The sequence below is a fragment of the Paenibacillus sp. SAF-068 genome (assembly GCF_051967555.1).
Taxonomy (GTDB): domain Bacteria; phylum Bacillota; class Bacilli; order Paenibacillales; family Paenibacillaceae; genus Paenibacillus.
The window spans coordinates 18,352-42,017 of the sequence record NZ_JBQCJX010000010.1 but is presented as its reverse complement, the minus strand read 5'-3'; the positions used below and the strand labels follow the sequence as shown (position 1 = coordinate 42,017).

The following is a 23,666-nucleotide window of genomic DNA, read 5'->3' as shown; positions in this document are numbered from 1 at the left end:
AATCTCGACGAATTGATTATCGAAACGAGTGATTAGGCCAATCTCAATATGGGTGTCGCGGTCGTATACCTGTACAGGTACGTGGTATTCTAAATGATAGATAAAATCGCTATGTTGAGTCAGTTGTCCGTTGTCTTCGCGCAAAACCCGCTCACCTTCCTGGGTCAATAAAATATTTACTGTAGATACTACAGTAAATCGATCTTTACTTTCCTGATATTATATGAAATATAACATTCGAAGTCTATGCCTCACCTCAGGCTAATCCGAAGGAGGGAACAAGATGAAGTGGATTGTCGGACTTGGAAATCCAGGCTCGAACTATGCCAAAACACGTCATAATATTGGTTTTATGGCACTGGATCGGTTGGCGGATCGTCATCATATCTCCATTACACAGAGTAAATGTAAGGCACTGATTGGAGAAGGCAACATTGGTGGTGTGAAAACCGTGCTGATCAAACCAATGACCTATATGAATTTGTCCGGTGAATCGGTTCGAGCATATATGGATTTTTATAAAGTTAGTCTTGAAGATCTGATTGTTGTGTACGATGACATGGATACAGAGATTGGCAAGGTCAGATTGCGTTACCAGGGTAGTGCAGGCGGACATAATGGAATCAAGTCCATTATTCAGCATACCGGTACACAGCAGTTTAACCGGGTACGCATGGGAATATCCCGGCCCGAACCAGGACATGCCATTGTCGATTATGTACTGTCGACATTCATGAAGAAAGAAAAGGAAGCCCTGGATCAGACCATTGAGCAAACATGTGATGCTCTGGAGCATAGCCTGACTCATACGTTTGAACAAACAATGGCGAAGTTTAACGGTTAATTTTGTTAAACAACCTGGTAAAATGATCATGAAGAGACGGGTTCAATTCAGCCATACTGGACATACTGGACGTATAAACCATGTTCAGGAGGCATAAACATGTCAGTGAATTACGTATGTAGGCATTGCCGTACCTTTATTGGACGAATCGATTCTGCCCGAATAACAGAAGTAGAGCTTGGCTTTCATTTCTTGACCCCCGACGAGCGGAGGGATATAATAGCGTATAATTCCGGTGGTGACATTACCGTTCGGATTACATGTGATTACTGTAAGGAAGCCCTGGAGCACAATCCGGAGCTTAGCCTGCTCGCGAGTCCGCTTCAGTAGACTTCGCCCGTACAGGATCGAATGACAGTTGAGGGCGGTTGCGTAATAACGCTCCACCTTTTATAGCCTTGGCAGCCTGCTGAGGCTTCTTTTCAGTTGGCATGAAAGCCATGACTATCTCTAAATTAGGCTCAGCCGCATCAACAGATGTGGCAATGTTGCGAGTAATCCGATATGATGAAACAGGACAAAAAGGAATTTGTATCCATTTTAATAGTGATGCTACGCGTATGCGTGAGATAATCAAGTAAGTTATAAGAGAGGTGCCCCTTTTGTTACAAGCACTTATACAGGCTTTTTCCAAAGATCCGGACTTCGGATCCATTACAGCCGGAATCAAGTCCGGCATGAAGGAACAATTGGTTTCGGGTCTATCCGGCTCGGCGCGTCAGATTATGCTGGCTGCCCTGCATCAGGAAATGAACCGACCATTGCTCGTAGTAACGCACAATATGTTTGCAGCTCAAAAAATTGCAGAAGATTTACAGGAAGCGCTTTCACCTGATCAGGTGTTGATCTATCCTGCCAACGAACTTGTTGCTGCTGAAGCCGCTGTTTCCAGCCCGGAAACATTGGGTCAGCGTATTGAGGTGTTGGTCCGCTGCGCCCAGGGATTCAGGGGCGTTGTTGTTATTCCTTTTTCCGGGGTAAGACGTTATGTCCCGCTTCCGGAAGTGATGGCCAATGCTCGAATTTTGATAAAACAGGGCAACACACTGCAACTTGACTCCTTCCTGCTGGAGATGGTGAAACTCGGATATGAGCGTGTGGAGCGTGTGGAATCTCGTGGTGAGATGAGCGTACGCGGAGGTATCATCGACTTTTATCCGGTTACTTCATCAATTGCGTATCGAGTGGAGTTATTTGATGATGAGATCGACTCCATTCGGACATTTGACCCAGCGGATCAGCGTTCAATTGAACGAATTGAAGAGATTACGGTTTTGCCATGCAAGGAATTAATTGCAGACCGTGAGCGGATGGAAAAGGCTGCCGACACGGCTGCTCTTTTGCTCGAGCAACAGCTGGAGAAAATGACGGACCGGCAGGCGAAGCTGCGTCTTCGTGAAGAAATTCACCGGGAGATTGAGCTTTTGCGGGAGCACGTGTATTTCTCCGAGATGTATAAATATATCTCTCCGCTCTATCCGGAGAACAAAACGATTTACGACTATATGCCAGAAGATACCCTGCTTGTCCTTGATGAGCCTGCCAGACTATCGGAGACATCGAAACAGCTTGACCGTGATGAATCGGAGTGGAATCTGCACTTGATGCAAAACGGAAAAACACTTCCGGATCTTCCATTATCCGCAGACGGTGATGAACTGTTGTATGAGCGTCCATTCCAGACGCTGTTCATGTCGATTTTTTTGCGCCAAGTTCCACATACCCAACCACAGAACATTCTGAACTTCATCAGTCGTGGCATGCAGGATTTCCATGGACAGATGAACGTTTTGAAGGCAGAGATGGAGCGCTGGCAGAAGGCCGGAGTTCAAGTGCTCATGCTGGCGAACGGTGAAGAGCGACTCGAGCGGATGCGCCGGGTACTGATGGACTATGATATTCCAGAGCCAGAGATGATGATCGGTAACTTGCAAACGGGATTTGAAATGCCGTCCATTCACTTGGCTGTCGTGACCGAGGGCGAGATGTTCTCGCAAAAACAGCGTAAAGTACGCAAACCGATTCGAAATGTGGACAATGCGGAACGGATCAAATCCTATAGTGAGCTAAAAGTGGGCGATTATGTCGTTCACCAGAACCACGGGATTGGTAAGTATCTTGGGATCGGTACCCTCGAAGTTGGTGGCATCCATAAGGACTACATGCATATTCTCTATGCGGGTGGGGACAAACTCTCTGTACCTATTGAGCAGATCGATCTGATTCAGAAATATGTTGGTTCCGAAGAGAAAGAACCGAAAATTTACAAGCTGGGCGGCAATGAGTGGACACGGGTTAAAAATAAAGTTCGCACATCCGTACAGGATATTGCTGATGATCTGATCAAGCTGTATGCAGAGCGTCAGACTTCCAAAGGGTTTGGATTCGATAAGGATTCTGCGGAGCAGCAGGAGTTTGAGGACATGTTCCCTTACGATGAGACACGCGACCAGGTGCGTGCGATCGAAGAAATCAAGAAAGACATGGAACAAAACCGTCCAATGGACCGTTTATTGTGTGGGGATGTAGGTTACGGCAAAACCGAGGTGGCTATTCGGGCTGCATTTAAAGCAGCTATTGAAGGCAAACAGGTGGCTGTACTCGTTCCAACAACCATTTTGGCACAGCAGCATTTTGAGACGTTCCGTGAGCGGTTCTCCGGTTATCCGTTCAACATTCATGTGCTTAGCCGGTTCCGCTCCCGTAAAGAGCAGAATGAAACAGCCAAAGGCATCAAGGCAGGCACAGTAGATATTGTCATCGGGACGCATCGATTGCTGTCGCAAGATCTGGTGTTCAAGGACCTGGGACTGCTCATTGTTGATGAAGAACAGCGCTTTGGAGTAACCCATAAGGAGAAACTGAAGAAGCTGAAAACCAATGTGGACGTGCTGACACTGACGGCAACGCCGATTCCGCGTACACTTCATATGTCCATGCTGGGTGTGCGTGATCTGTCTGTTATTGAGACTCCGCCAGAGAATCGTTTCCCGGTACAGACTTATGTGGTTGAACACAGCCAGGCGCTTGTTCGTGAAGCCATTGAGCGTGAGCTTGCTCGTGGTGGGCAAGTGTATTACCTCTACAACCGTGTTCAGGGAATTCAGGAGATGGCTGCCGAAATTTCTGAACTTGTGCCTGAAGCCAAGGTTGGTGTGGGACATGGCCAGATGTCGGAAACAGAGCTGGAGAAGACGATTCTGGACTTCCTGGATGGTGAGTATGACGTACTTGTGAGCACAAGTATCATCGAGACCGGGGTAGATATTCCGAACGTAAACACACTAATCGTACATGATGCCGATAAAATGGGGCTCTCCCAGCTGTATCAGCTGCGCGGACGTGTGGGTCGTTCCAACCGTATTGCGTATGCCTATTTTACGTACCAACGGGACAAAGTACTTACTGAAGTTGCGGAGAAGCGTCTGCAATCCATCAAAGAATTCACCGAACTGGGTTCGGGATTCAAAATTGCCATGCGTGACTTGTCGATCCGTGGTGCGGGAAATCTGCTGGGAGCAGAGCAGCATGGCTTCATCGCTTCTGTCGGGTTCGATCTGTATTCCCAGATGCTTGCGGAGGAGATCAACAAACGCAAAGTTACGATGCTTGGCGAGGAGCCGGTACCTTCCGACCAGTGGAACACAACCCTGGATCTCAGTATCGATGCCTACTTGCCGTCCGATTATATCTATGACAGTATTCAGAAGATCGAGATTTACAAAAAAGTGGCGGTCATTGCATCCTTCGACGATGCGATGGAGCTGGAAGACGAATTGGTTGACCGATTCGGTGATCTTCCGGAGGCCGTTATTAACTTGCTGGCTGTTGCGCGGATGAAAGTATACGGCAAAATCTATGGTATCGAATCCATTTCCCAACGTGGTGAGGACATTACCGTGAAGTTCTATGAAGGGCGTGAACATGCCTTTGAACTCTCGAAAATCGCGCACATTGGAAATCAGTTCGAAAGACGTGTACAATTTGAACAAGGACCCCATATGCTGATTCACGCTAAAGGCAAGGGGCTTGGGGATAAGCAACTGATGGAGCTGGTAGAGAAAATTCTGGAGTCCATGAAGACTGCTTTTAAATCAAAGGGGGAACTAAAAGATGTTACCAAAGTATAAAAAAGTAGGAAAAGTACTGTCTGTGAGCATGGTCGCAGTACTATCCTTATCACTGCTTGCTGCATGTGGCAAGAAGGAAGAAGCAAAAACACCTGAATCTACGGATACGAGTGCTGTAGTCGCTACTTATGATGGTGGTACCATTACAGCCAATGAATTCGACATGGAGCAACGTGTCATGAAATTCCTCTATCCGGAGTATGCACAAATGATGGATATGGACGATTTCAAAGAGTATCTGGTTAAACAGGAAGTTGCTTATGAATATCTGAGTGGCAAAGCAAGTGAGGAAGCCAAAACAGCGGGTTCCAAAGCGGCAACCGAGCAATTCGATAAGATGAAAGCTTCCGTTCAGGCAGATCAATGGACAGAAATGCTCAAAGCTCAGAACCTGACAGACGACAACATTAAAGACTACATGACTCGGATTATGACAGTGATTAAAGACAAAGAAACAGGCGTTACGGAAGATGCAGTCAAGGCTGAGTTTGAGAAAAACAAAGATCAGTTCACAACAGCTTCTGTTCGTCACGTGTTGATTAACTTCACAGATCCAAAAACGCAAAAAGAGCGTAAAAAAGAAGATGCACTGAAAATTGCAAAAGAAGTAAAAACGAAATTGGATGGCGGAGCTGATTTTGCTAAAATTGCAAAAGAATATTCCGAAGATCCAGGTTCTGCTGAAAAAGGTGGATTGTACGAAGAAACACCTGTAGGCAGCTGGGTAGAGGCATTCAAGGAAGCTGCAAAAACATTGCCACTGAACAAAATCAGTGACCCTGTTGAGACGGAGTACGGTTACCACATTATGAAAGTGGAAGCTCGTACAGAAGCAGACTTCACCAAACTGACGGCTGAGCAAAAAGAAAGCCTGAAGAGCCAGTTGGCAGCTGCTGAGATCGATACGTTCATGCAAAATGAATTGGACAAAATCGTAAAAGAAGTGAACCTGCCAAAAACAGAAAAAGCTGAAGAAGGCACAACAGAAGGTACGACTGAGGGTACAACGGGTACAGGAACTGAAGGAGAGAAAACAACCGAACCAAAAACGGATGACTCCACAGGTACAGATACCAAGACTGACCAAGGTACGACTGGAACAGATAAAGATGCAAAGACAGATGAAGGTACAAGCAGTAAATAAGCCAGTAAACATGGCTGTTTAGCACACGTTCAGGGTTAAATTCGCCCGAATGAATACCTTGTACGCGTAAATATGGACAACCATACAGAGAAGCAAGGGGAGGACTTAGGACCTCCTTCTTGCTTCTTCCTGTCTATATACAAGGCGTATGGGTATATGGTCGCCTTCTTCGAAAGTTACACAACTATATTCCCCGAAGCATGTATAAGGAAATGGGAACAGATGAATACTATGGTCAAGATATCACACTAAACGTTCTGGGACTTTCCTCTACCCATTAAGGAACAGTAGTTGAAAAATCTTCTCGAGAAAGTGGGGCAACATGTGAAATGAAAGCTACTGGTATTGTCCGCCGTATAGATGACCTTGGTCGTGTGGTCATTCCAAAAGAAATCCGCCGTACGTTACGTATTCGTGAAGGTGATCCACTGGAAATTTTCGTGGACCGGGATGGAGAAGTTATTCTTAAAAAATATTCGCCGATTGGCGAGCTTGGTGATTTTGCCAAAGAATATGCAGAATCCCTATATGAGAGTACAGGTCATGTAACCATGATCTCCGACCGGGATACCATTATCACGGTGGCAGGGGGCTCCAAGAAAGAGTATTTGGACAAGCAGGTAGGCCAACTGTTGGAAGGTTGTATGGAAAACAGGAAGACCATTTTGGAAACAAACAATGGTTCATATGAGCTTAGCAAAGATCATGACGAGACGTTATCCTCTTTTGTTATTGCGCCGATTATTTCAGGTGGTGACCCCATCGGAACAGTTATCCTGTTCAATAAGGATGAATCAGTGAAGATGTCTCAGATGGAAGTGAAGATGTCCGAGACCGCTGCCGGTTTCCTTGGCAAGCAGATGGAACAATAGATAGCAGATCAACTCCTGGTGCCTTGATTTGGGCATACGGGAGTTTTTGCTTTTTATCATTAGTTTGATGTTGAACCAAGAATTCGTCTGTGTGTCTTCTGGCAGGTATAATAGCTTAAAGAATGCTTTATGCTTTATTCGAATGCCAGGATACATATGGGAGGAACTTATGAAACAGCCGTCTACAGGCTCAAGGCTGCTACAGGGTGCATTTGTACTTGGGCTTGCCGCCATCATTTCCAAAATCATTGGTGCTTTTCAGAAGATTCCATTGCAGAATCTGGGGGGAGACGGTGTTTTTGGCATTTACAATACGGTGTATCCGTTATATATGCTCATTGTTACGCTTGCTGCTGCAGGGCTGCCTCTGGCCGTATCCAAATTCGTAGCAGAACAGAATGCACTTGGAAGACCGGACGAGAGCAGAAGGATTATCCGGTTATCTTCCTTGCTGCTTGGTGGAATTGGATTTATTATGGCGCTCTTGATGTATGCAGGTGCGCCAATGATCGCTGACATGATTGGCAATCGCCATGTGGTTCCATCGATCCGTGCAGCTTCGTGGGCTTTATTATTCATTCCGTTGATGACGGGGCTGCGTGGTTATTTTCAAGGATTGCAGCAGATGGTGCCAACAGCAGTATCGCAAGTGGTAGAGCAGACGATACGTGTCACCGTCATGATTGTTCTTCTTCTGTGGTTGATGAGGAGGGACGCTTCGCTTGAGACGATTGCCGCTGGAGCCATGATGGGCTCCGTTGCCGGTGGATTGGTTGGGCTGCTTACCATGTTAGGGTACATGGTCCGTCATCGGCGGAAAGGCAGGGAAGTGGGAACGTTGAAAACGGTGAGTCCTATTAACCCCGCTCTGGCAGAACGATTACGATCCAATGGTGAGTGGATCAGGACGCTGCTCATGTATGCCATTCCGGTCTGTCTCGGGTCGCTGGCCGTACCGCTGATGAATCTGGTGGACACCTTCACTGTTCCACGGCTTCTGCGGGGAGAAGGGCTGGATGAGCTCCAGTCAATGGTTTCCTTCGGCATCTACAACCGTGGATTGCCGCTGGTTCAACTGGTGACGATGCTCGCCACGTCACTATCTGTGTTGTTTATTCCGGCGATGGCGGAAGCCCGGTTAAAGGGCGGGCCAGAAGCCGTCCGGCAGCAAGCAGGCCTCGCGCTGCGCTGGTTCTGGTTGATCGGCCTGGCGGCATCCGCGGGTCTCGCGGTGCTGGCGGAGCCGATTAACCGCATGCTGTACGGGGATGCCGCAGGCACGGAAGCACTGCGGTACATGGCGCTGACGGCCGCGGGCAGCACCGTCAGCATTATTGCGGCGGCGCTGCTGCAAGGCCTCGGCGCCGTGCGCGCACCCGCGTTTAGCATGCTGGCCGCCGCAGGCGTCAAGGCGCTGCTAAACGTTATGCTTGTGCCGGCGCTGGGCATCAGCGGCGCGGCCCTGGCAGGCGCAGTCGCCTACATGCTGGCGGCTGGCCTGAATGTGGCGCTGCTGGCGCGACTTGTCGCCCTGCGCCCTGCCCCTGGCACCGTCCTGGCGAAGCCGGCGCTGGTGATCGCCGCCATGAGCTTGGCGGCGGTAGGCACGGCCTGGGCCGCCGAAGCGGTACTCGGCGGCATGGGTATCGCGGCCGATCGCAGGCTGGCCGCGATGAGCGTGAGCCTGCTGGGCATTGCCGCAGGCTCGTCCGTGTTCCTGCTGGCGGCGGCCCGGACAGGGCTACTGACCACCGCGGAGCTGACGGCTGTGCCCAAGTTGGGGCCACGCCTGGCCAAGCTGCTACGCAGACTGCGTGTGCTGCGCTAATTCCATTCTCATGGTGCTTCTGCATGAAGCACAGCAAATATGCAATTATAGGATATCGAGTGATTCTGGTATAATACGTGTAATTATAGAGCGCCATCCTGTACAGGCACGATAATTGAAGCTTGCAACAGGATGGTTCGGATGGAGGTTTACGTAATGAGTGCAGCTTTAACCGTAGTAGGTCTTGGATCCGGAGATGCAGACCAACTGACTGTAGGTATTATCAAAAAAATGAAACATGCAGCTACACTGTATGTGCGTACGCTGGATCATCCCGTATTGAATGATTTGAAGCAAGAGGGATTGGAGATGACCTCATTTGATGCCATCTATGAGGCAAAGTCCTCTTTCCCCGAAGTGTATGATGAAATTGCGAACCAACTGATAGAGGCTGCCCGCAAGGGTGAGGCTGGAACCGAGATTGTCTATGCCGTACCGGGTCATCCGATGGTGGCAGAAGCCAGTGTGCGACTGCTCAAAGAACGCTGTCCTCAAATGGGCATTTCACTACGTGTAATGGGTGGAGAAAGCTTCCTGGACGAAGCCTTTATACGGCTTGGATTCGATCCTATTGAAGGCTTTCAACTCCTGGATGCCAGCAGTCTGAACACGGAACTGGTACAACCACAGTTACATACGCTGATCGGACAAGTCTACGATGTATTTACGGCTTCGGACGTGAAGCTGTGCCTGATGGAAGTTTATCCGGATGATTATCCCGTATTTGTCGGCCATGCGCTAGGCGTACAGGATCAAGAAGTCATTCACAAAATTCCGCTACACGAACTTGACCGGATCGAAGGATACGGCAATCTGTCACTGATCTATGTACCGAAGAACACCGATGATGCCCTGCGTCGCCGATCCTTCGCACGTTTACATGAGATCGTGAATATTCTTCGCAGCCCGGGTGGTTGTCCATGGGATCAGGAGCAGACGCATCAGTCCATTCGCAAAAACCTGATTGAAGAGACCTATGAAGTCATTGAGACAATCGATGAGGATGACCCTGACCATATGAAAGAAGAGCTGGGCGATTTGTTGCTACAGATTTTATTGCATTCCCAGATGGAAGAAGAAGTGGGGACATTTAATGTCTATGATGTCATCGAAGGTTTGAATGATAAGCTGATCTTCCGTCATCCCCATGTTTTTGGCGAACATCAGGCAGAAGATGCGAATGAAGCCCTTCAGAACTGGGAACAGATGAAAGCAGAGGAGAAAAAGCGCAAAGGCCAGGATCAACAGAAGGTTTCCGTGCTGGATGGCATACCGCGTGACTTGCCTGCATTGATGAAGGGATACAAGTTACAGAAGAAAGCGGCCAAAGTGGGCTTCGACTGGGATGATGTTGAAGGTGTGTTTGCCAAGATCGAGGAAGAACTGGCGGAGTTGAAAGAAGCGGTGCAACAAGGCCAGTCTGCGGAAGAACGGAAACTCGAACTGGGTGACTTATTATTCGCAGCCGCGAACGTTGCAAGATTCATTGATACGGACCCGGAAGAGGCGCTTGCTGCAACCAACCGCAAGTTCGTCGGGCGGTTCCAGTACATTGAGGCGCGTTTGCGTGAACAGGGAAGAACCACAGCAGATAGCAATGTAGAGGAGATGGAACAATTCTGGCAGGATGCGAAGAAGGCTGGATTATAACAGGTTCAATTTTCTGGAAAATACCAACAAACCTTATTCCATCATGCTATGCAGTGTGTTATGATATACGAACATGTGTTCAACTCTATTGACTGGATTGGTGTTTAGAGACGGAAGGTTTCGGGTACTGGTCTTAGAATGTTCCCTGCGGGCCATCGACAAAAAGCTAAAAAAGTCGCGGACCAAGGCAGGATTTCAGATGCCAAGCCAGAATACATGTGTAGTGACCTAACGCGAATCAGCGACAATCGATGTATTGTCAGGGATCGCAGATACTTTTTTTTCAATTTGGGAGGCTTTTAAAAATGAACAAAACAGATCTGATTAACAACATTTCAACCAAAAGTGGTTTGACTAAAAAAGACGTTGAGTCCGTATTGAACGGCTTTTTGGGAGAAATTACAGATGCACTTGCCAGCGGAGACAAAGTACAATTGATCGGCTTTGGCACTTTTGAGACCCGCAAACGTTCCGGTCGTACCGGACGTAACCCACAAACAGGGAATGAAATCGTGATTCCTGAGTCCACTGTTCCTGCATTCAAAGCAGGCAACAAACTTAAAGAAGCCGTAAAATAATGCGTCTTGATAAATTCCTGAAGGTCTCCCGGCTAATCAAACGCCGCACTGTGGCCAAGGACGTCTCTGAACAGGGACGTGTTCTGGTGAACGGACGTGAAGCGAAGCCCAGCGCCAATGTAAAAGTAGGCGATGAGCTGACGGTTCAGTTCGGTCAGAAACTGGTCACCGTGAAGGTAGAACGAATTGCCGAGAGTACCAAAAAGGATGAGGCGAGCAGCCTCTACACCTTGGTGAAGGAAGAGCCGATCGCCAAGGATAACGGGATGAACTGGTAACAGTACATCCGGTATTGAATATTCATTCGATGCAAGTTGAATCGAAACGTCCTCCTGTAACAGGGAGGGCGTTTTTGTTTTTTACTAGATGCCGGGTGATTTGTTCAACAACACTGGTTCTATTCCAACATCCTCATCCATAAGCTAGGTGTAAGAAGGAGGGGTACATGCCATGGTTGAGCACGGTAAGGCCAAACAGCATCATCTGAGCATGCAGAATCGGAAACTGCTGGATCTGACGGGTGTCTCCAATGTGGAGAGCTTCGACAGTGAGGAATTTTTGCTTCAGACTGAACTTGGGCATCTGACCATCCGGGGGCACAATTTACATATCAAAAACCTGAGCCTGGAGGAAGGTCTGTTATCCATTGAAGGCACTGTCAGCTCGCTCCAATATCTGGACCCCGGTTCCCAGTCCAAAAATGGTAAAGGCCTGTTTGGCAAGATGTTCCGATGAGTCCGGATACTCAATGGATCACATTGATGTGGATGCTTACTTCGGGGGTCGTGATGGGGATGGCCTACGACAGTTACCGGGTACTGTCCGGACAGCTGCGGTTTCCGAGGTGGAGCATTCATACACTCGATCTGTTGTACTGGGTTGCTTCCGCGCTGTTCGTTTTTCGGATGCTATACGCCGGAAACCACGGACAGTTGCGGTTTTATGTCTTTTTGGGGCTGATTATAGGGGTTTGCTTCTATTTTTGGCTTTTAAGTGTTACAACCCAGCGTTTTGTGGTAATGTTAATTAAACTCGCAAGAACGCTGATTCATTGGTGTGGACATATCCTTAACATCCTGATCGTTATGCCGGCTAAAGGAATTTATAAGTTAATTCGCGTATTATTCGGTTTTGTAATTGCGATACTATTATTCCTGGGCAGGCTGGTGCTGCAATGTGTGGTACCTTTCGGCAAGTTGTTCCGCTGGATGTTTAGGCCGCTCCTGAAACATTGGGTAACGCCACGCTTCATGATCCGTGTGGGTACAAGAATTGCAGCGATATGGAAACGCTGGTTTTAAGGAGGTCCGTAATGGGTAAAACACCTGTGGGCAGATCAAAGGCTCCGACTAACCAAGGAAAATCTGCCGGTGCAAGAAGGCGCCTCATGCTTTGGATGACGTTTATGATTGTATTTGTAATATGGGCAGGATATACATTCCTTGTGCAGACTGCACAAATTTCGGACAAGAGTTCTCATCTGGCCACTCAGCAAGCTTCAAAGGAAGATACGTTGAAGAAGCTGGAACAGTTGAAGTACGAAGTCAGCCGGTTGAATGACCCTGAATACATAGGACAGCTGGCACGGAAAAAAGGATATTATCTTCCTGAGGAAACGCCGATCCAGGTTGAAGAGTCAGGGAACTGATGGAATTCGGTCCATTACCGAGCTAGGTTTGTTATCCGTGTGTCTGAAGCCGTTAAACCGGAAAAAATAGGCGCTCTGATGGGGTAGTGTTCAGTTGACCTTGGTTTACGGCATAAGGTATAATTACATTAGCGCAGCATTGATTTTGGCATTCAAAAAATCGGGTTGTATATTTTTAAGGGAGGATCATTTTATTCTATGGCAATTGAAGTGGGCACCAAGTTAGAGGGCAAGGTGACAGGAATCACGCATTTTGGAGCATTTGTGGATCTGTCAGGAGGTGTCACGGGTCTCGTTCACATCTCGGAAATCGCCGACAATTACGTCAAAGATGTCAACGACCACCTGAAGCTGAATGACCTCGTTACAGTGAAGGTTATCAACGTTGACAAGGATGGCAAGATCGGACTTTCCATTAAGCAAGCTGTTGACAAACCGGTTGAGCAACAAACACAATCCAGACCCCCGAGAGCTCCTAGACCGGAACGCAGTGGAGGAGATCGCGAACGATTCAGCGGCGGAGGCCCAAGTGGTGGCCAAGGTCGTGGTGGCGGCGGCGGTGGATTTAACCGTGGAGACCGTGGAGGCCGTTCTTTCAAGCCCGCAGCAGGCAAACCTTCATTTGAGGATAAAATGTCACGCTTCCTGAAAGATAGTGAAGAGCGGATTTCTTCGCTTAAGAAGAACACAGAAGGCAAACGTGGAGGCCGTGGGGCCAAGCGTGTGTAATCTGTCACAACCTGATCTAAACATATAAGTAAAACCGTTAGCCCATGGGCTAACGGTTTTTTTGCATTTCTTTCATATTTCATATATCAGGAGGTGAATAGCTTTTTTTGTAAGGTGAAGCTCCATATCCCTAGTTTTTCTGCACGGCAAAATGGAACGATAAGAACATTTGTCGTCTGCCATTTTTTACCGACAGGTTTCCGTGGCATTCCACAGTTATCCTGCTCAAATGATGGCGAGACCACACCAGCTCCGATTCAAAATCAGACATTCCGATTGTCGGAAACAAGTAGGAGAATGAATGAAACCATAATAAGGCCGGGGGTTTCGGTCCACCGCGCCAGGTTCGTTTCTTTTGTCGTAAACTTTTTGGACCATGCCCACCTATTCTGACAAACTACGTCTTCTAATCTATCTATAATCAGAACCATCGAGAACGAAACACGAAAATTCAAATTAATCGAATGGGGTGCCTTGAGGATGATGGAAAAGTGGAATGTCATTCAATTTCCGGGAATGAAAGCAGGTAAAGGAGGTACAGAAGCTCGTGAGGAGCTATCGGTACGTCTGAAACAATGGCTTGGCTCCCGCAAGGCTGTCCAAATGGTTGCTTCCCGCAAATGGGTACTGCTGCTCACGTTTATGGGATTTCTGCTCGGAAAGGCAATGATCCTGAATGAGTTATCTCCCTTTGCCATTGCTTACTTCGCCGTAATTGCTTTCATGCGCAGGGATTACATCATTCCGGTAGGTGCCGCTCTACTCGCAGGCAGTCTCTTTGCACCATTTCCGGTACCACTCATTGTTGCATCGGAGATCGCCATCTTTTATCTGCTCTTCCGTGGACTGGAGTCTTATGATCGTGCTGAATTATCTTATGCGCCGACGATGGTGTTTACGACTACATTTATGGTCAAATTATTCGCCGTTGTGATCGGGCCATCCTTCAGCTGGTACGCCATGCTGATGCTCACGATGGATTCGATACTCAGCTTCGTACTCACCCTTGTTTTTATACAAGCCATACCGATCTTCACCTACCGCAAAAAAAAATTCAGCCTAAAGAACGAGGAGATTCTCTGCCTGATCATATTACTCGCTTCCGTGATGACGGGAGCCGTAGGTTGGACCATTCAGTCCTTGTCCGTCGAGCATATGCTCTCTCGTTACCTCATACTAATCTTTGCACTGGTGGGCGGAGCCCCCCTTGGAGCCTCGGTTGGTGTCATTACCGGCTTGATTCTGAGTCTGGCTGACATGTCAGCGGTGTATCAGATGAGCCTGCTTGCTTTTGCCGGGATGCTGGCGGGTATGCTTCGAGAGGGCAAACGTGCGGCGGTTGCACTGGGCATGCTGCTGGGTTCGTCCATTCTATCCATATATCTGGGAGGACCAGGCGATGTTATGAATTCATTATGGGAGACGTGTGCAGCTATCGTACTATTCATGTTGACACCCAAGAGCTTGCTTACGGCGATATCCAAATATGTACCGGGAACGCAGGATCATACGAAGTCCCAGCATGAGTATGCCAAACGGATAAGAGATATCACAGCAGAACGGGTAACCCGGTTCTCACAAGTATTCCGTCAATTGTCACGCAGCTTCGATCAGATGTCCGGCGCGGGGGAGCCGATACAGAATGAAGGCGGGATGGATCATTTCATGAATGCGGTTGCCGAGGGCACATGTGCAAGCTGCTTCAAGCGCACACAATGCTGGGATGCGAAGTTTATTCAAACCTACAAATATATGACCGACGTGATGAGCACCATTGAAGGGAACCCGGAGATCTCAGGCAAGCAGATTCCAGTGGAATGGAACAGGGTGTGTGCAAAACCGGAGGAAGTCCTTGAAGTCATGCGTGCCCAATATGGATTGCATCAACATAATATGCAGTGGAAACGTCAGATTATCGATAGCCGGCAGCTGGTTGCAGAGCAATTGTCCGGTGTATCTCAGGTCATGGAGGACCTGGCCAAAGAAATTCAGCGGGAAAGCGAGGAGATGGTGCAACAGGAGGAGCAGATTCGGGATGCACTGGAGTCACTGGGCCTGTCCATTCACTCTATTGAAATAATCAATCTGGAAGCGGGTAATGTAGAGATCGAGATTGTACATGCATATACACGCGGATTCGATGAGTGCCGGAAAATGATAGCTCCGCTGATCTCGGATGTATTGGACGAGCATATCGCCGTCTTGCATGAGACCATGACGGACCCTCGTCAGGGACTCGCGACCGTTACGTTTGGTTCAGCCAAAACGTTCGAGGTCACCACGGGTGTTGCTGCTGCCGCAAAAGGGGGAGATGTGATGTCAGGCGACAGCTTCAGTACAGTTGAGTTAGGCAACGGTACTTTCGCGGTGGCGCTCAGTGATGGAATGGGCAATGGAGAACGGGCACGCATGGAGAGCAGCGCGGCGCTAAACATACTGGAACAGTTGCTGCAGTCCGGCATGGACGAGAAACTGGCGATCAAATCCGTGAACTCCGTACTGATGCTGCGCTCTCCTGAAGAGATGTATGCCACCGTGGATATGGCGCTGATTGATGAATATACGGCAGAGACCACATTTATGAAAATCGGATCGACGCCAAGCTTTATCAAACGTGGACAGGAGGTTATTCAAGTCTCAGCCAGTAATTTGCCAATCGGTATTATCAAAGATATTGAAGTGGATCTGGTGACGGTACAGCTACAACCAGGTGATATCCTCATTATGATGACGGATGGCATCTATGATGCACCGGGGTATGCCGTGAACAAAGAGCTATGGATGAAACGGCTCATTCAAGAGATTGATACAGATGATCCGCAAGATTTGGCTGATTGTCTGCTTGAAAGTGTCATTAGATATCAGCAGCATGAAATTTTGGATGATATGACCGTCGTGGTTGGAAAAGTAGAGCATTTCCGTCCTGAATGGGCCACACTGCGTGTGCCTGGCATCAACCGGATGGAGCGTCCACGGACCGTGAGCTAAATGCATATTCTTCTGTTTGAAGTCTCTTCAATCTGGCAATGCTAGTCATAGAGTTGGAGAGTAACGAATAACGGAGGGATATCGGATGAAGCAAATCTTATTGATCACCGACGGTTGTTCCAATGTAGGACCAAGTCCGGTGCTGGCAGCGGCCCAGGCACAGGAAGAAGGGATTACGGTTAATGTGGTTGGTGTGATTGATTATGGAACCATTGGTGAGTTGGGCAGTCGGGAGATTGAGGATATTGCCAGAGCCGGAGGTGGAATCAGTCAAATTGTAGGTACACGGCAGCTTGCTCATACCATGCAGATGATGACAAGAAAAACGGTGGTTCAGACGATTCAGCAGGCGGTTAATAGAGAGTTAACACAAATTTTGGGGGAGAAGGAGCCCAAAACGGTAACTGATCTGGAACCTGCACAACGGGCCCGGGTTGTGGAAGTGATGGATGATATGGCTGAAACTACAGCGTTACAGGTGATATTGCTAATAGATGTCAGTGCCAGCATGAAGCCCAAACTGGCTGCGGTAGAAGAAGGTATTCGCGATTTAATGTTGAGTCTGCAGGCGCGTGTAGGTCAGAGCAAGCTTTCCGTATTTCATTTTCCGGGACGACACAGTGGAGAAGATGCGGTAATGGATATTGACTGGACAACGGATCCAGGCCGTGTCCGGTCCCTGTTTGGAAGGTTGCAGATGAAGGGTGCAACGCCGACAGGTCCTGCAATTCAGAAGGTGATTGATTTTTACCGTTATGGTACACTGGAGGAACAGCAGGAAATAGAAGGGAACTATCGCATTGAAAGAGAAGGGATGCTCGGTGACAACGTTGTCTGACGCCTCTTTCCCGCCAGGAACAGTGGTCACAGGGAAATGGAATCGCAGTCGTTACACGATTCGGAAGCTACTGGGCAAAGGAGCCAATGGCATCGTTTTTCTTGTCCAACGGGGTGAAAATGGCAAACACTACGCGCTAAAAATGGGATTTGATCCGGTAGATCTGCAATCGGAAGTCAATGTGCTCAAATCTTTTCAACTACAGCGTAATCATGAAGCCCTTCGGCAGAGCGGCATTCCTTCCTATCTTAAAGATGTGGATGATTATGCCGTTCGTGGCCGGGATATTCCCTTTTATGTGATGCGTTACGTTAGAGGTGAGGCTCTTCATCACTTCATTCGGCGTCAGGGGACAGACTGGACACTGCTGGTTGGACTTAGACTCTTGCAGAAGCTGGCACAATTGCATCAAGCGGGATGGGTGTTTGGTGATCTCAAACCTCAGAATGTGCTGGTATCCGATTATGGGCAGGTGGAATTGATCGACTACGGCGGAGTTACGTCTATTGGTCGAAGCGTCAAGCAGTTTACCGAATGGTATGATCGAGGCTTCTGGAATGCAGGTAGTCGAACAGCAGATGGTACCTATGATGTATTTGCTTTTGCATTATTGTTGATTCATGTACTTGAAGCTGACGCGCTCAAGGCACTGGCAGCTGAAGGGTTGCCGCAACTGCGTAGTGTCAATCAGCTCGTTGCACTGGTGGAGCGCAGTGAACGACTGGGTCCTTTTCGCAATTGGACGATTCAGGCTTTACGAGGCCAGTTTCGTGATGCAGGCCATGCGGCACAAGGGTGGAAGGAAATGATGGCACGCCCCACGCCTCTTCGCCGTCGTTCCAAAAGTACAACCCCGCGCTGGCTTAAAAACGCATTCGCTGTATCTGTGATATTACTTATTGGGGTGCTCATCTATGCACTACGTTTCTGATCTGTGAGAGTGCATATACATAACGCAAGGAATGAGGAACAGGTATGGAGGCTTTACGCTGGAACACGCTGGTGAATAACGTGCTGGATGCAGCGGAAGAGCATCAGTTATGGGTTCCCGGGGATCGGATCGTCGTCGCAGTATCGGGCGGACCGGACTCGGTGGCTTTTTTGCATATCATGCATGAGATCAGCAAGCGGCATGTCCCGCTTGAATTGATCTGTGCCCACGTGCATCATGGTTTCCGGACCGAATCCGATGATGAAGCGGAGAAGATGATGGAACTTGCACAGCAGCTTGGTATACCATTTGAATGGACCAAGGCTGATGTTCCCTCATATATGGAGTTGACAGGTCTAGGACCACAGGAGGCTGCCCGCAACAAACGTTATGCTTTTCTGCATGAAGTAGCTTCCAAATATGATGCGGCAAGCATCGCATTGGCACATCATGCGGATGATCAGGCGGAGACGGTCATGCTTCATTTGCTTCGTGGTACCGGCTTATCGGGACTCTCGGGAATGAAGTTTAAAAGGCGAGAAAAAAATGTGGAACTTATTCGTCCATGCCTTCGTATAAACAAGACAGACCTTGTAGAAGCTTGTAATACCCAGGGTTTTATGTATTTCAATGATGAGAGCAACGCCCTGCGCAAATATCGGCGTAATGCCATTCGTTTGGATGTGCTTCCTTTTTTGGGGCAGTATAATGGACAACTCACGCCGTCATTGAATCGGCTTGCCGAAATTGTGGGTGATGAAGACGATTTCATGGAGCAGAGTGCATATGACACATACAGGTGTCTAGTGCAGGTGAACGGCGGAAGGCAAACCTTTGAGGTGCCTTCCTTCTTGAAGTTACATGTCGCTTTACAACGAAGGTTGATTAAACTAATATTGAATTATCTGCCTTTGGACAGTGATTTTGTCGACTTTACCCGTATAGAAACCATTCGTCGCAAGGTCATGGAGACCCATGTGACGACCTGGAGCCTGGATATAGGACAGACACTCGCCTGCACTCGGGAGTATAATCTGATTTCTTTTGGCATACGGACGGACGTACAGGATCAATCTTACGAGTATCGTCTTGCGCAATGGAGTGGAACTTATGAGCTTTCACTCACCCCAATTAACCGGTATATTCGGTTGATGACGGTGAGTCCCGAGGACTATCATGTACCGGAATCGGCGGATCAAGCCGCGTTTGATGCGGATCAACTGCTTTTGCCGCTGGTTGTGCGTTCACGGTTACCTGGAGATACCATGAAAGTTATGGGATTAAACGGAAGCAAAAAGGTGAAAAATATTTTCATCGATGAGAAAATCCCCCCATCTGTCCGTCCACGTATTCCTGTGGTATGTGATGGAGCAGGTCATATAATCTGGTTACCGGGTGTTCGACGGTCCAGTGTGGCTCCTGTCAGGGAGGACACTTCCGCAATCCTGTACATGACTGTAGGCGATTCAGCGATTCAGGGGTAGTGGTTATGGTTCAGGTAAGGCTTTCATAGTATAACTTAGGAGGTTCGCACAGTTGCAGAACGACATTCAGGAAGTATTGATCAGTGAAGAAGAAATTCAGAGTAAAGTCAAGGAATTAGGCGCAACACTAAGTGCCGAATATGCAAACCGCAATCCTTTGGTCATTTGTGTGCTCAAGGGTGCGTTTATATTTATGGCTGATTTGGTTAAAAACATAACGGTAAATGTTGAAATGGATTTTATGGCGGTATCCAGTTACGGTGCTTCCACCAAATCATCAGGTGTTGTCAAAATTATTAAGGATCTCGATGTATCCGTTGAAGGACGGGAAGTTCTGATTGTCGAAGATATTATCGACAGCGGACTTACACTCAGCTATCTGATTGAACTGCTCGAAAACCGCGGTGCCGAATCGGTGCGTGTGGTTACGCTGTTCGACAAGCCTTCAGGCCGTAAGGTTGAGTTGGAAGCTCATTACACAGGCTTTGACATTCCTGACGCGTTCATCGTTGGTTACGGTTTGGATTTTGCGGAGAAGTACCGGAACCTGCCCTATATTGGGATTTTGAAGCCGGAAGTCTACAGTAGCTAATATCCTGCCCGACCCAAGCCTTGAGCTGTTCTTGGCTTCTGTTGAGAAGCCATGTCGGGCTATGTTAAAATAATTAAAGTGTCTCGAGAGGAGGTAGGGGATGAATCGGTTCATCCGGAATTCTGGTTTTTATTTGATTCTTTTTTTAGTTGTGGTGGGGATAGTCCAATTCGTCAGCAATGGCGGCGAAGCCACCGATAATCCTAGATATGATCAGTTGCGTGCAGCGATCAAAGCCAACAATGTCTCTGAATTGACGGTTCAATTCAACGGTCAAACGTATCTCGTGACCGGTCAATACAAGAAGGCACCAGATGGCGCCAAATCAGAAAATTTCTCAACGTATATTCCTCCTACGGATGAGGCAATTAGTGAGCTTGTAGCTGCAAGTGAAACTAACAATTTCCAATATCATCAGGAGCCAATGAAAGGTGACAGCATCTGGTTGACGTTGCTGACTTCCTTTATTCCGTTGATCATTATGTTCCTGCTGTTCTTCTTCCTGTTTAATCAGGCTCAAGGCGGCGGCGGTAAGGTGATGAACTTTGGTAAAAGCCGTGCTCGTCTCTATAACGAAGAGAAGAAGCGGGTTACATTTGAAGATGTTGCGGGGGCTGACGAAGAGAAACAGGAACTTGTTGAAGTTGTAGACTTCCTCAAGGATCCGCGTAAATTCGCAGCAGTAGGTGCACGGATTCCTAAGGGCGTATTGCTCGTAGGTCCTCCAGGTACCGGTAAAACATTGCTCGCTCGTGCCGTAGCCGGTGAAGCGGGTGTACCATTCTTCAGTATTTCAGGTTCCGACTTCGTTGAAATGTTTGTCGGTGTCGGTGCATCACGTGTACGTGATTTGTTTGAAAATGCGAAGAAAAATGCGCCATGTATCATCTTTATCGATGAGATTGATGCTGTAGGACGTCAGCGTGGTGCTGGTCTTGGTGGTGGTCACGATGAGCGTGAGCAAACACTCAACCAGTTGCTCGTTGAGATGGACGGTTTTGGAGCGAACGAAGGTATTATCATCGTAGCTGCAACGAACCGTGCAGATATTTTGGACCCTGCCTTGCTGCGTCCAGGACGTTTTGACCGTCAAATTACGGTTGACCGCCCTGATGTAAAAGGTCGTGAAGCAGTCCTGAAAGTACATTCCCGTAATAAACCGTTGACCAAAGATGTGAAGATGGATATTATCGCGAAGCGTACAACAGGCTTCTCTGGTGCGGATTTGGAGAATCTCTTGAACGAAGCGGCATTGTTAGCAGCACGTCGTAATCGTAAAGATATTTCCATGAAAGAAGTGGACGAAGCGATTGATCGCGTCATTGTTGGTACGGAGAAGAAAAGCCGTGTCATCAGTGATCGTGAGAAACGAATCGTTGCTTATCACGAAGCAGGCCATACCATTGTAGGATACTTCCTCGAACATGCTGATATGGTACATAAAGTGACCATTATTCCGCGCGGTCGTGCGGGTGGATATGTAATCATGTTGCCAAAAGAAGACCGTATGCTGGTTACCAAGCAGGAACTGTTGGATAAAGTAACCGGACTTCTCGGAGGTCGTGTAGCTGAAGAATTGTTCATCGGAGAGATCGGTACTGGTGCATACAGTGACTTCCAGCAAGCGACAGGTATTGTTCGCAGCATGGTTATGGAATACGGTATGAGTGAGAAATTGGGACCTATGCAATTCGGAAGTTCACAGGGACAGGTATTCCTTGGTCGGGATATTGGTCATGAACAGAATTACTCGGATTCCATTGCGTATGAGATTGATCAGGAAATGCAACGCTTTATCAATGAATGTTATGAGAAATGTAAGGACTTGCTTGTTAAACATTCAAAAGAGATGCATCTGATTGCTCAAACTTTGCTTGAGGTAGAGACTTTGGAAATGGATCAGATCAAGCAATTGATCGAAACAGGTTCCTTAACTCCAAAAGCAGAGAACGACAATGATGGTGAAGGCACACCAACTGAAGGCGGAGAGCCAATCATCGACAACATCGGTGATGTGCGTGTCCGTATTCAAGGTAAAGATGAAACGCCTGAGCCACCAGCCGGAGATATTCCAAACGAAGCTCCGAATCTGGAAAAAGGTAATAACAATAACCCGGATGATGGCGGAACGAAGCCAACATCTTAAATGCATAATACATCTGGCTATGCCGGCAGATGAAAACAGGAGAGCCCTAGGGCTCTCTTTTTTTGTCCATTATTTTAAAAGAGGATAGATAAAGATAAAAAGGAGTTAGATGGCGAACCAGTTAGCAAACAGGTGGTTAAGGCACTGAACTGGACTTTTTTCATTTATTGACAGAGTCGTGAACGTTGTGTAAATTAGTTGTTAAACCGCTTGTGATTCGTTTCTCAAGCGATGTTAACGACTTAGGTAAGCCCTACGAAACAGCGCATGACGCTGTCCCGATAAAGGAGAGGATCACAGGTGGAAGCTCTGGCTTTAGAGCGCAAGGCTGAGATGAACCGTGAGCTGCGTGAGCGGCTGATGGAATTGAAGAAGGAACGTAATGCCATTATTCTTGCTCATTATTACCAACGTGACGAGGTACAGGAGGTTGCTGACTTCCGTGGAGATTCATTTCTGTTAGCCCAGAAGGCAGCACAAACCGATGCGGATGTGATCGTTTTCTGTGGTGTTCATTTTATGGGTGAAAGCGCTAAAATTCTGGCACCCAATAAAACCGTGATTATCCCGGATGAGCGTGCGGGCTGCCCAATGGCAGATATGGTGAATGTGGATGGACTACGCAAATTAAAAGCACAACACCCTAATGCCAAGGTGGTTACTTATATCAATTCCTCGGCTGAGATCAAAGCAGAGACTGACATCTGTTGTACTTCAGCGAATGCAGTCCGGGTGATTCAATCGGTGGATTCTGACGAAATTATCTGGGTACCTGATAAAAACCTGGGACATTATGTGCAGCAGCATACGGACAAGAAAATGATTATCTGGGAAGGTTACTGCAACACGCATGATATGCTCACAGTCAAAGATGTGGTGGAGATGAGAGCCAAGCATCCGAATGCAGAGTTTGTTGTCCATCCAGAATGTCGCCCTGAGGTTGTGGAAATGGGTGATTTTGTAGGCAGTACAACAGCTATTCTGGAATATTGCAAAAATTCATCAGCGAAGGAGTTTATCGTAGGTACCGAAGATGGTACAGGATATCAGCTTCGTCTGGATAGTCCGGATAAACAGTTCCATTTTGCTACCAAGTTCCTCGTATGTCCCAACATGAAGGTGAACAACTTGAAGAAACTGGTGAAATGCCTGGAAACGATGAAGCCGCAAATCTACGTGCCACCGGCTGTTGCCGACAAAGCCAGAGAATCGCTAGAGCGCATGTTGTTGGTAAAATAGGATGCGCTACTCTTGCTCCAAGACA

20 protein-coding genes are annotated in these 23,666 nt (G+C 47.8%); all 20 read left to right on the top strand.

Features of this window, described 5'->3' with window-relative positions:
• Nucleotides 1-283: 283 nt before the first annotated feature.
• Complete coding sequence (pth, locus tag ACTHPG_RS27175) at nt 284-844, top strand: aminoacyl-tRNA hydrolase (RefSeq protein WP_440392463.1); 561 nt, start codon at nt 284-286, stop codon at nt 842-844.
• A gap of 99 nt (nt 845-943) precedes the next feature.
• A complete protein-coding gene (locus ACTHPG_RS27170) occupies nt 944-1,174 on the top strand; it encodes an anti-sigma-F factor Fin family protein (protein WP_017691368.1) in 231 nt (76 codons plus the stop codon).
• Between the two features lie 272 nt (nt 1,175-1,446).
• Nucleotides 1,447-4,974 carry a transcription-repair coupling factor gene (gene mfd, locus ACTHPG_RS27165; protein ID WP_440392462.1) on the top strand — a complete coding sequence of 1,176 codons (3,528 nt, stop codon included), beginning with the start codon at nt 1,447-1,449 and terminating at the stop codon, nt 4,972-4,974.
• The gene (locus ACTHPG_RS27160) at nt 4,958-6,118 is read left to right on the top strand and encodes a peptidylprolyl isomerase (protein WP_440392461.1); all 1,161 of its coding nucleotides are present in this window, start codon (nt 4,958-4,960) and stop codon (nt 6,116-6,118) included. The genes mfd and ACTHPG_RS27160 overlap by 17 nt, the downstream gene beginning before the upstream one ends.
• Nucleotides 6,119-6,447: 329 nt before the next feature.
• Nucleotides 6,448-6,990 carry a stage V sporulation protein T gene (gene spoVT / locus ACTHPG_RS27155; protein ID WP_036606123.1) on the top strand — a complete coding sequence of 181 codons (543 nt, stop codon included), beginning with the start codon at nt 6,448-6,450 and terminating at the stop codon, nt 6,988-6,990.
• Between the two features lie 169 nt (nt 6,991-7,159).
• The gene (locus ACTHPG_RS27150; protein WP_440392460.1) at nt 7,160-8,818 is read left to right on the top strand and encodes a putative polysaccharide biosynthesis protein; all 1,659 of its coding nucleotides are present in this window, start codon (nt 7,160-7,162) and stop codon (nt 8,816-8,818) included.
• A 156-nt stretch (nt 8,819-8,974) separates the two neighbouring features.
• Nucleotides 8,975-10,468: a nucleoside triphosphate pyrophosphohydrolase gene (mazG, locus tag ACTHPG_RS27145; protein WP_440392459.1), complete on the top strand. Its 1,494-nt coding sequence runs from the start codon at nt 8,975-8,977 to the stop codon at nt 10,466-10,468.
• Nucleotides 10,469-10,773: 305 nt separating this feature from the next.
• Nucleotides 10,774-11,046, top strand: a complete 273-nt coding sequence (locus tag ACTHPG_RS27140) for an HU family DNA-binding protein (protein WP_017691362.1) — start codon at nt 10,774-10,776, stop codon at nt 11,044-11,046.
• Nucleotides 11,046-11,324 carry an RNA-binding S4 domain-containing protein gene (locus tag ACTHPG_RS27135; RefSeq protein ID WP_124118808.1) on the top strand — a complete coding sequence of 93 codons (279 nt, stop codon included), beginning with the start codon at nt 11,046-11,048 and terminating at the stop codon, nt 11,322-11,324. Before ACTHPG_RS27140 ends, ACTHPG_RS27135 begins: the two co-directional genes overlap by 1 nt.
• A gap of 172 nt (nt 11,325-11,496) precedes the next feature.
• Nucleotides 11,497-11,781 (top strand): sporulation protein YabP, encoded by a 285-nt coding sequence (gene yabP / locus ACTHPG_RS27130; protein ID WP_036606119.1) that lies wholly within the window; start codon nt 11,497-11,499, stop codon nt 11,779-11,781.
• The gene (gene yabQ / locus ACTHPG_RS27125; protein ID WP_440392458.1) at nt 11,778-12,347 is read left to right on the top strand and encodes a spore cortex biosynthesis protein YabQ; all 570 of its coding nucleotides are present in this window, start codon (nt 11,778-11,780) and stop codon (nt 12,345-12,347) included. The genes yabP and yabQ overlap by 4 nt, the downstream gene beginning before the upstream one ends.
• A gap of 11 nt (nt 12,348-12,358) precedes the next feature.
• Entirely contained in the window at nt 12,359-12,694 is a 336-nt protein-coding gene (locus ACTHPG_RS27120) for an FtsB family cell division protein (protein ID WP_169483000.1), read from the top strand.
• Between the two features lie 198 nt (nt 12,695-12,892).
• Nucleotides 12,893-13,423, top strand: a complete 531-nt coding sequence (locus ACTHPG_RS27115; RefSeq protein ID WP_017691357.1) for a S1 domain-containing RNA-binding protein — start codon at nt 12,893-12,895, stop codon at nt 13,421-13,423.
• 480 nt (nt 13,424-13,903) lie between these two features.
• Complete coding sequence (spoIIE, locus tag ACTHPG_RS27110; RefSeq protein ID WP_440392457.1) at nt 13,904-16,411, top strand: stage II sporulation protein E; 2,508 nt, start codon at nt 13,904-13,906, stop codon at nt 16,409-16,411.
• Nucleotides 16,412-16,496: 85 nt separating this feature from the next.
• Nucleotides 16,497-17,249, top strand: coding sequence for a VWA domain-containing protein (locus ACTHPG_RS27105; RefSeq protein ID WP_440392456.1), 753 nt, complete (start codon nt 16,497-16,499; stop codon nt 17,247-17,249).
• Entirely contained in the window at nt 17,233-18,180 is a 948-nt protein-coding gene (locus ACTHPG_RS27100) for a serine/threonine protein kinase (RefSeq protein ID WP_169483002.1), read from the top strand. The genes ACTHPG_RS27105 and ACTHPG_RS27100 overlap by 17 nt, the downstream gene beginning before the upstream one ends.
• Nucleotides 18,181-18,224: 44 nt before the next feature.
• Nucleotides 18,225-19,664, top strand: coding sequence for a tRNA lysidine(34) synthetase TilS (tilS, locus tag ACTHPG_RS27095; protein WP_440392455.1), 1,440 nt, complete (start codon nt 18,225-18,227; stop codon nt 19,662-19,664).
• A 52-nt stretch (nt 19,665-19,716) separates the two neighbouring features.
• A complete protein-coding gene (hpt, locus tag ACTHPG_RS27090; protein ID WP_440392454.1) occupies nt 19,717-20,256 on the top strand; it encodes a hypoxanthine phosphoribosyltransferase in 540 nt (179 codons plus the stop codon).
• Nucleotides 20,257-20,356: 100 nt separating this feature from the next.
• On the top strand, nt 20,357-22,402 hold the full coding sequence (gene ftsH / locus ACTHPG_RS27085; RefSeq protein ID WP_339258172.1) for an ATP-dependent zinc metalloprotease FtsH: 2,046 nt from the start codon (nt 20,357-20,359) through the stop codon (nt 22,400-22,402).
• A 300-nt stretch (nt 22,403-22,702) separates the two neighbouring features.
• Entirely contained in the window at nt 22,703-23,641 is a 939-nt protein-coding gene (gene nadA, locus ACTHPG_RS27080) for a quinolinate synthase NadA (protein ID WP_017691350.1), read from the top strand.
• Nucleotides 23,642-23,666 lie beyond the last annotated feature (25 nt).